Below are 8950 nucleotides of genomic sequence, written 5' to 3' on the forward strand. Positions count from 1 at the left end.
GTAAAGAATTAGCCCCCGGCGTTAATCACGCCAGCGCCTTTGCCCGGTGTGCCAGTCCTTCCTGAAGCAAGGTGTCACGCAGCTGAGCGATGGCGTCTGCCTTGAGTGCATGATCATCCAGTTCCCGCGCCAGCTTTTCTGCCTGCTGAAACTCACCTGCCCGCGTTAATGTTTGCAGGAGTGGCCAGCCAATGGCGGCGGGCAGCGCGGTGCCGCCGCGTTGCCGGTACTGCTGCCAGCACTGCGCCACCTGAATGGCCTGGCCTTCTTCTGTTGCCGGGTGGACGAACAGTTGCTGGGCGACGGTGGTCCAGGCAGCGTTATCGCTGAGTAATTGTTGCGCGGTGAATTGCCCGGTGAGGGCGTCGAAATGATCCGGTTCGGTGACAAGAATTTGCGCGAAGGCCGTGCTGGCCACGTCGCCGTTCAATTGTCCCAGGGCGTCCCAGCCCCGGGTCAGTGAGGAAAGTTGCTGAGGGTCCGTGGGGGGATTGTCTTGCTGCGCGGCTTCGACCGGTTGTGGGCGCATGATCTGGACCAGCAGCAAGCCGCCGATAAAGGCGGCGATGCCCGCACTGAGATTGGCGAGCAACGGGGTGCTGAACAGAGCCAACGCTGCCATGACCGCCACGGGCAGGGGCAGCAAGGTGTAGGGGGATACCGGCAAGCGTTGCCACTGCCTGTGTTTGGGGTGCCAGAGGGGCAGTTGCAGGGTGCTGCGTTGCAGGCCAAAGAAAGCGCCGAACCAGACCAGCAGTGGTGCCGTGGCACCGTGGAACGGAATCTGCCCCGGGCTCGCCAGCAACAGGTAGCCAAAGCCACTGAGCAGGCAGCCGAGTATCCACAGGGCGAATACCCGGCCATGGCCAAGGCGGCGCTCCAGAGTGGGGGCCAGCGGTGCCAGCAGCAATAGGGTCGCCAGGCTCAACCAGAGCGAACCGCCGGTGAACGGTGCGGTAAAGAAACGGGCCGGGCGCGGCGAGCTGTCCGGCAGGCCCCAGCGGTACAGATTGCTGGCAGCCACTTGTGCGGGAATCTGCTCGCGCAGGCGGTTCCATTGTTCGATCTCGGCGGACGACCAGAAATCCCGGGCGCGGCGTTTGCTGTCGGTCACGAAGTCGTCGGCGAACAGGGCGGCGCCGTAGACGTGGGCGTCCATGCCTGCGTTTTGTTCCAGCCGTTGTGACAGGTCGCTTTGATTGTTGAAGCGAAGCCAGGAGAGGTAGTTGTCCCATTCCAGGGTTTTCAGGCCGCCGTTCTGGTACCAGCCAAGAACGGGCTGGACGGCGTTGCCGTTATTGAAGAACTGGCCGGCGAGCAGGGTAATGGCCAGCACCGCCATTACCCAGGGGGGGGTGCGCCAGGCAGGTGCCGCCTGGTCAGTCGCTGTCTGCGCCGTGGTCGGTTTCGTCATTGTTGTTATCCCCCGGCGGTGTCACCCGTAACAGTCGTATTGTACGGCCGTCAGCACTGAGCACGGTGACACGGAAGCCTTCCAGGGTGATGCTTTCATCACGGCCTGGCAGGCGTCCAAACTTCTGCATCACCAGTCCCCCGATGGTGTCGAACTCTTCATCGCTGAGGTGGCAATGGAAGTGTTCGTTGAAGTCGTCGATGGGTGTCAGCGCCTTGACGGTGTATTCGTTGTTATCCAGATCCTTGATCAGGTAGTCGTCTTCTTCGATATCGTGTTCGTCTTCGATTTCGCCGACGATCTGTTCCAGCACATCTTCAATGGTAACCAGCCCGGCCACGCCGCCGTACTCGTTTACCACGATGGCCATGTGGTTGCGGCTGATACGAAATTCACGCAGCAGCGAATCCAGACGTTTTGATTCTGGCACTACCATAGCCGAACGGATGTGATCTTTGATCGCAAAACGCTCCATACGGGCGGGATCAAGGATTAACGGTAGCAGATCCTTGGCGAGCAGGATGCCGATGACTTCATCCGGGTCGTCGCCCAGTACCGGGAAGCGGGAGTGGGCGCAGTCGATAATGGTGGGCAAAAAATCCCTTGGGTCGGAGCTGGCCTTGATGCTGACCATTTGCGAGCGGGGAATCATGATTTCACGCACCTGCATGTCTGCCACGCAGATGGCGCCTTCGATGATGCCCAGGGTGTCGCCGTCGATGATGTGGGTGTCGCGCATGGAGCGCATCAGTTCCAGTAATTCGCTCCGGTCGCCCGGAGTGGGTGAGAAAAACTGGCCGACACGCTCCAACCAACTTCGGCTGGTACCGTTATCCGAAAAATCGTCCGACATCAGGGATTAAACTCCGTGTTTTCAGGTTGCGCCTGGCTGTCTTCCTGCACAGGACTGTAAGGATCAGGAAAGCCTTGCTCACCGAGGGCGCGGATTTCCAGGGTTTCCATGACGAGGGCATCGTCATCGTCAATATGATCATAACCCAGCAGGTGCAGCACACCGTGGGTGACCATGTGCGCCCAGTGGGCATCCAGCGGTTTGTGCTGTTCGCTGGCTTCGCGCCGTACCACCGCGTCGCAGATAACGATGTCTCCCAATAGCGGTTCTACCGCGCCTTCCGGCAGCCCCTCGGGCATGTCAAAAGGAAAGGACAGCACATTGGTGGGAGCGTCCTTGTCGCGGTAGTCACGGTTGAGGGTGCGAATCTCGTCTTCATCCACGATGCGCAGGGTAATGTCGCCCACCACACCTCCTGCGGCAATGGCCGCATGGCGTACCCATTCACATAAATGGGGTTCGTCGGGGGCGTCCGGGGCGTCGCTGGCCCACTGGATATCAACGGTCGGTGTCGGTATCCCGCTCATGACGGTCGTAGGCCTCTACAATGCGTTGAACCAGCGGGTGGCGAACCACGTCGCGGCTATCGAACCGGGTCACCCCGATACCTTTGACTCCGTCCAGCACTTCCAGCGTGTTGACCAGGCCGGAGCGTTGATGGCGGGGCAAATCCACCTGGGTTACGTCGCCGGTAATGACCGCGCGCGTACCAAAGCCGATCCGGGTAAGGAACATTTTCATCTGTTCCGGGGTGGTGTTCTGGGCTTCATCCAGAATCACGAAACTGTTGTTCAGGGTGCGCCCGCGCATGTACGCCAGCGGCGCCACTTCGATGACCATTCTGTCCATCAGCTTGGCCACTTTTTCAAAGCCGATCATCTCGTAGAGAGCATCGTAAAGCGGGCGCAGATAGGGATCGATTTTTTCCGCCAGGTCGCCGGGCAGAAAACCCAGTTTTTCACCGGCTTCCACCGCCGGGCGCACCAGCAGAATGCGTTGCACCTCGGCTTTTTCCAGGGCATCCACGGCGCAGGCTACGGCCAGCCAGGTCTTGCCGGTACCCGCCGGGCCCACGCCGAAATTGATGTCGTGTTTGCGGATCTGTTTGACGTATTCGCGCTGGTGCGCGCCGCGGGGCTTGATGCGTACCCGTTTGGTACGGATCAGTACGTCCTCGCCGGGAAACGGCACGGTGTTGTCTGCGCGGGCGTTACCGGCCTGGTCAGCCACGTTGGACTGTTGCAGGTGCAGGTGCACCATTTCCGGGGTCAGCTCGGTGCCGTCGCGGGTCTGGTCGTAGAGTTCACTGAGAATGGCCCCGGCCGCATCCACGGCGTCGGCGTCTCCGGCCAGGTGAAACTGGTTGCCGCGATTGAGGATTTCCACGTGCAGGCGCTGCGCGATCTGCTTGACGTGCTCATCCAGGCGGCCACAGAGGCTGGCCAGTCGACGGGAATCGTTGGGTTCGAGGCTGATGTGCTGTGAAACGAGTGGTGTGTCCAAGATGGAAAAGGTGGCCCTTCGGGCTGTTATGGTGGCTTTCAGAATACCCCGAAGCCAGGCTCCGGGGAAGCGAAATTACCGTTGCAGGCTAGCGATTCCGGGGCCTGCCAGCAAGGCAGGATTTGTCCCTGTCGGACAACCGGTGGTTTGTGGTTCCCACAAGCGCCTTACCCATATCACCTAAAACATTACCTCCTGTTACATCCGCCGGTTTCTTCTGCGGGTAATGGAAGCAGGACTCAGGGTCCTGCCCACCCGGCCTGCTGGCCGGAATGGATATCCATCAAGGAGAGAAGGCATGAATGCGAATGGCAAAGGTTTTATTTGGCTTTCACCGCTGGCCATGGCGGTGGCGCTGGCTGGTTGTGGGGGAGACGATGATCGTCGTTCCCTGGTCCCCGGGCCAGGCCTGGGCGAGGGAAACCAGCTGCTGGTGATGCATAACGGTAGCGGTAACGCCGGGGAGGTTGATCTGCTGGATGCTCGTCTGAACGTGCAGCAAACCTTCAATGCAGATGCCAACGAAGGCATTGCCCTGGATCTGCTGGGGAATCTGTACGCGGCTAATGACAGTGGCGGCAGCCCGAGCAGCCTGCAAACCCTGCACAGGATCGTGGAGCGGAATAATAACGCCTCTGCAGTACCGACCCTGGATCGGGTTTTTCCGGCCAATGGGTCCATGACACTGAAAGGGATCGCCATTGCCCATGAGGCCGGGCTGGTGATGGCTGCCAATGTGGGCGGCAACAGCGTGGAAGTGTTTGGCTCTGCTGCTGGTGAGAATGCCGTGCCACTGGCCAGCACGGCTCTGCCCGGCAACGCCTGGGATCTGGCCTATGATGAAGCGTCTGACCGACTCTTCCTGGCGATGACCAATGGCACCGTGTTGGTGGTGGACGATTATGTTGATGGCGGCTTCATGACGACGCCTTCCCGTACCATTACCCCGGATTCTGCTGGCCCGGTATCGAATATTCACGGTATCGCTTACCAGTCGGATAGCGACACTCTGGTGATCACCGATGTGGGTGATGCTGCCGTGGCTGATGATGGGCGTCTGTATGTGATCGGTAATGCGTCTACGGCGAATGGCAGTGTGACGCCGTCCCGTTCTCTGGCCGGGCCTGCGACCCTGATGGGTAACCCGGTGGACTTGGTGCTGGATGGCAACAAGGCTTACATCGCAGAAAAGTCCAATGATGCCGTCCTGGTCTACAACGATGTGCTGTCGGGCAGTTCCGGTGATGTGGCCCCGGATGAAGTGGTCGACAGCCTCAAACCGGAATCCCTGGCGCTGGTGGTTGAGCAGGAGCCGGTGGTAGACCTCTCAGACATTGATGAGACCGGCACCGACTTTACCGGGGTGGCGGTGACCAGTAATGCCCCGGCGCTGCCCGGCGATCCGGATGTGGTGGTGCTGGATCTGGATCTGGGCGCCATGCAGCGCGGTTTCACCACGGGACTGGACCGGGAAAGTCTGGCTTTCAATCAGATGGGTGATGCCTATATTTCCTATGACACCGGGCTTGCCGTGATCAACCGCCTGGCCACCGGTCGTGACGGAGAGATGTTCAGTGCCAGTCGGGATCGAGTGATCGAAGGCGCAAGCACCGGGTTGTCTTCACCCAAGGGCTTTGATGTGGCCGATCAGCTTGGCTGGGTTCTGGTGACGGATAATGGCAGCCCGGCGGTGCGGGTGTTCGGCGCCCAGGCCGGTGGCGATGTGCCACCGTTGTTCAGCACCATGCTGAGTGTGGCGCCCTGGGATCTTGACTATGACCCGGAGGAAGATCGTCTCTTTGTGGCGCTTACCGATGGCACCGTGGCGGTATTTGATGACTACAGTACCGAGCGTGGCGGTGGCGGTGCGGACCGGGTGATTACCCCGGCTGAGGGTGGGGTGGCATTTAGCGCGCCGACCAACCTGCACGGCATCGTCCATGTGGCCGAAACCGATCAGCTGATTCTCTCGGATGTGGGCAGCGGCGCGAACCCCACTGATGGCAAGCTGTATGTGCTCAATGACGCATCTACGGCAGACGGGGTAACCGATGTGTCGGTACGCATTGATGACGAGGACAACAGTGCGGTCGGGGCCACCCAGTTGGGTAACCCGGTGGACATCGCTTTCGATGGCGAGCACCTGTATGTGGCGGAAAAGTCACAAGGTATGGTGCTGCGTTTCGATAACATTCTGGACTCCGCAGGTGGCGATGTGGCTCCGTCGCTGAGCTGGATGCAGTCGGCACCGGAATCTGTGTCACTGATCAGTGAAGATCTGGCGCGCTCACCGGAGTAAGTCAGCACTGCCGTCTTGACACAGTCTTCTCGTGGGGTGGTGGAGGATCAAGCTTCCACCACCCTTTTGGGAAACGTGTTCATGGATGATACCCCTCCAGATCTTGAGGTTGGCAATGCCCTGATGCTGGCTTGTGCCAGTGGCGATCGACAGGCATTCCACCAGCTTTACCTGAACGAGGCGCCACGCATGTTGGCGTTCGCCCGGCGCTTTACCGGTGAGTCAGCATCAGCGGAGGATGCGTTGCAGGATACTTTTGTCCAGGTTTGGAAGAACGCCAATCGTTTTCGCCGTGAACGGGGGAGTGCCCGTTCCTGGCTTTACGCGGTGCTTCGTTATCGTTTGCTGAATCAGCATCGGCGAGACTCCCGTTATCCGGCGGGTGATTTTCCGGACCAGGATTGGCCGGACCCGGGCTTGTCCCCGGAGCAATGTTACCTGGCGGGAAGTGATCGAAAAATCATGATTGAGTGCCTTAAAACATTAAGGGTGGAGCGTCGCCGTCCCATTCTCATGGCGTATTATATGGGGCTTTCCTATGAGCAGATTGCCGACTCCCTGTCGGTGCCGCTTGGCACCATCAAGAGCCGTATCCGTTCCGGTCTGAAAACCTTGCAGGCGTGTTTGCAGCTATGATCCCTGATGACCGGCAAGGACAGCATTTGCTGATAGCCGAGTACGTGCTGGGTTTGCATGATGCGCAGCGCCAGCAGGAAATTGCTGCCTGGCTGGATCGGGATGCTGAAGCCTCGCGAATGGCCAGCCAATGGCAGGAGCACTGGTTGGGGGCAACGGAACTGCTGGAGCCGGCACCATTGCCGCCACGGCTATGGCGCAGGGTGGCTCGCCGGGCAGGGCTGGCCCGGCCATGGTGGCAGCTGGCATGGCAGAGTCCCGGCTTGTGGCGGACCATGACCGCCTCGTTACTGGTGGTGGTGGCCTTGTTACTTGGTCCACTGCGCCAGGACGCCCCGGCGTACACGGTGGTGCTGCAGGCTCCCGGCGAAGCGTCGTCGCCGGGGTGGCAGATCACCGTCTCCAACGCGGGTGATTTGCAGCTGAAACCACTGGTGGAAAACCGTTACTCGGCCCAGCACAGTGTGCAGTTCTGGACCCTGAAGGACCCGGGCAGAGGGCCCCGGTCGCTGGGGTTGGTGGAGCCGAGTCAGCCGATGGTGATTCCCGCTTCGCAGGTTGGCGGGGTACAAAGTGGACAGCTGTTTGAGCTGACCCTTGAGCCGCCGGGTGGCTCCCCTGGCGACCGGCCAACGGGCCCGGTGCTGTATATTGGGCGGGCTGTGGCCCTGTAGTCGTCGACGACCGATCAGGCAGGTGTAACCCGGGGGCCCAGATTGCCGTCACAGGTGACGGTCTGTAGCTGGCGCGGATGCACAAACAGAGTATCTCCCGGTTGTGCATCCAGCGCTTGCCAGGCGTCCCGGCTCAGTTCCACTTCCATCACCTCCGCCGGCCAGCCCAGCGCTTCCAGTTCCAGTGTTACCGTGCCGCCAAACACGCTGCGTGCGCCCAGTTTGACGGGCAGGTTGGCGCTGTCACTGGGGGTTTTGCTCAGGTCCGCCTCGTGGGGGCGCAGGTAAAGGGTGAGTTCACCATCCGGGCAGGCGCCTTCGGTGGTGAGGCGCAGTTGCGCGTTGCCTGCTTGCCAGCTGCGCCCGTCGTAGTGCCCCTTCAGAGCATTGATGTGCCCCAGGAAATCGAACACGAAGCGGCTGGCCGGTTGCTCGTAGACGGTGAGCGGTGAGGCCATTTGTTCGATGCGGCCCTGGCTCATCACCACCACCTGGTCCGACACTTCCATGGCTTCTTCCTGGTCGTGGGTCACGAAGATACTGGTGACAGAAATTTGTTCGTGCAGATGACGCAGCCAGCGGCGCAGCTCCTTGCGCACTTTCGCATCCAGCGCCCCAAAGGGTTCGTCCAGCAACAACACGTCCGGTTTCAGGGCCAGTGCCCGGGCCAGGGCCACGCGCTGTTTCTGCCCGCCGGATAATTGGGCCGGGTAGCGGCCGGCCAGGTGGCCAAGCTGGACCAGATCCAGCAGTTCATTCACCCGTTGGCGAATGTCGCCACGTGAGGGGCGTTCCTTGCGTGGCAGCATACGCAGGCCAAAAGCCACGTTGTCGGCCACGGTCAGGTGGCGGAACAGGGCATATTGCTGAAACACAAAGCCGACTTTGCGCTTGCGTACGTCCAGGTTGGTGACGTCCTTGCCGTGGAACAGCACCTTGCCTTGGTCGGCTTTTTCCAGCCCGGCGATGATGCGCAGCAGGGTGGTCTTGCCGGAACCGGAGGGGCCGAGCAGGCCGACCAGCTGGCCTTCCTGAACATCCAGATTGATGTCGTCCAGCGCGGTGAAATCGCCGAAACGCTTTTGAATCTGTTCGACACGAATGCTCATGGAGTGTCCTGTTCGGTTTTCTGTTCAGTGGCATTGTCCGTGTTGTGCTGTGTGGCCCATTCCAGCACGGTTTTCAGCAGCAGGGTAACCAGCGCCATGGCGGCCAGCAGGCCGGCCGCGGTAAAGGCGCCCACGGTGTTGTAGTCCTGATTCCACATCTGCACCAGCAAGGGCAGGGTCAGGGTCTGCCCGCGAATCAGGCCGGAGACCACGCTCACCGCACCGAATTCACCCACCGCCCGGGCGTTGGTGAGTACCACCCCGTACAGCAGCGCCCAGCGGATTTTCGGCAGGGTGACATACCAGAAAGCCTGCCAGCCGGAGGCGCCAAGAATGATGGCTGCTTCTTCTTCGTGCTGGCCCTGGGACTCCATTAACGGAATCAGCACCCGTGCCACATAGGGGCAGGTAACAAAAACGGTGACCATGACCATGCCGGGCAGGGCGAACATGAGCTGCACG

The 8950-nt window shown here is 60.6% G+C and carries 9 protein-coding genes; 3 read left to right on the forward strand and 6 right to left on the reverse strand.

The features are described 5' to 3' along the window. Positions 1–25 precede the first annotated feature (25 nt). Genes A3754_RS05070 through A3754_RS05085 form a run of 4 tightly spaced genes read right to left on the reverse strand, consistent with a single transcriptional unit; the run spans position 26 to position 3770 of the window. A complete protein-coding gene (locus A3754_RS05070; protein ID WP_063518993.1) occupies positions 26–1414 on the reverse strand; it encodes a rhomboid family intramembrane serine protease in 1389 nt (462 codons plus the stop codon). Continuing rightward, positions 1380–2267: an HlyC/CorC family transporter gene (locus A3754_RS05075; RefSeq protein WP_063518994.1), complete on the reverse strand. Its 888-nt coding sequence runs from the start codon at positions 2265–2267 to the stop codon at positions 1380–1382. Before A3754_RS05075 ends, A3754_RS05070 begins: the two co-directional genes overlap by 35 nt. Continuing rightward, entirely contained in the window at positions 2267–2794 is a 528-nt protein-coding gene (ybeY, locus tag A3754_RS05080; RefSeq protein ID WP_063518809.1) for an rRNA maturation RNase YbeY, read from the reverse strand. Before ybeY ends, A3754_RS05075 begins: the two co-directional genes overlap by 1 nt. Further along, positions 2766–3770, reverse strand: a complete 1005-nt coding sequence (locus tag A3754_RS05085) for a PhoH family protein (RefSeq protein WP_063518995.1) — start codon at positions 3768–3770, stop codon at positions 2766–2768. The genes ybeY and A3754_RS05085 overlap by 29 nt, the downstream gene beginning before the upstream one ends. Before the next feature lie 298 nt (positions 3771–4068). On the opposite strand from A3754_RS05085, the gene A3754_RS05090 reads away from it, so the two are divergent. From A3754_RS05090 to A3754_RS05100, 3 genes are all read left to right on the forward strand, one after another. Continuing rightward, positions 4069–6069 carry a hypothetical protein gene (locus A3754_RS05090; protein ID WP_063518996.1) on the forward strand — a complete coding sequence of 667 codons (2001 nt, stop codon included), beginning with the start codon at positions 4069–4071 and terminating at the stop codon, positions 6067–6069. Between the two features lie 81 nt (positions 6070–6150). Next, entirely contained in the window at positions 6151–6705 is a 555-nt protein-coding gene (locus A3754_RS05095; RefSeq protein ID WP_063518999.1) for an RNA polymerase sigma factor, read from the forward strand. Then, positions 6702–7379, forward strand: coding sequence for an anti-sigma factor domain-containing protein (locus A3754_RS05100; protein WP_063518997.1), 678 nt, complete (start codon positions 6702–6704; stop codon positions 7377–7379). The genes A3754_RS05095 and A3754_RS05100 overlap by 4 nt, the downstream gene beginning before the upstream one ends. Positions 7380–7393: 14 nt before the next feature. On the opposite strand, the gene A3754_RS05105 is transcribed toward A3754_RS05100, so the two are convergent. Beyond that, positions 7394–8488, reverse strand: a complete 1095-nt coding sequence (locus A3754_RS05105; protein ID WP_063518998.1) for a sulfate/molybdate ABC transporter ATP-binding protein — start codon at positions 8486–8488, stop codon at positions 7394–7396. Next, positions 8485–8950: ABC transporter permease subunit (locus A3754_RS05110; RefSeq protein ID WP_156496812.1), on the reverse strand; the 466-nt coding region annotated here is incomplete at its 5' end. The genes A3754_RS05105 and A3754_RS05110, both read right to left, overlap by 4 nt.

The sequence above is a fragment of the Alcanivorax sp. HI0083 genome, assembly GCF_001635175.1.

Coding starts and splice junctions, on each gene's coding strand:
- A3754_RS05070 (WP_063518993.1), bottom strand. CDS start 1,414: ATGACGAAACCGACCACGGCGCAGACAGCGACTGACCAGGCGGCACCT.
- A3754_RS05075 (WP_063518994.1), bottom strand. CDS start 2,267: ATGTCGGACGATTTTTCGGATAACGGTACCAGCCGAAGTTGGTTGGAG.
- ybeY (WP_063518809.1), bottom strand. CDS start 2,794: ATGAGCGGGATACCGACACCGACCGTTGATATCCAGTGGGCCAGCGAC.
- A3754_RS05090 (WP_063518996.1), top strand. CDS start 4,069: ATGAATGCGAATGGCAAAGGTTTTATTTGGCTTTCACCGCTGGCCATG.
- A3754_RS05095 (WP_063518999.1), top strand. CDS start 6,151: ATGGATGATACCCCTCCAGATCTTGAGGTTGGCAATGCCCTGATGCTG.
- A3754_RS05100 (WP_063518997.1), top strand. CDS start 6,702: ATGATCCCTGATGACCGGCAAGGACAGCATTTGCTGATAGCCGAGTAC.
- A3754_RS05105 (WP_063518998.1), bottom strand. CDS start 8,488: ATGAGCATTCGTGTCGAACAGATTCAAAAGCGTTTCGGCGATTTCACC.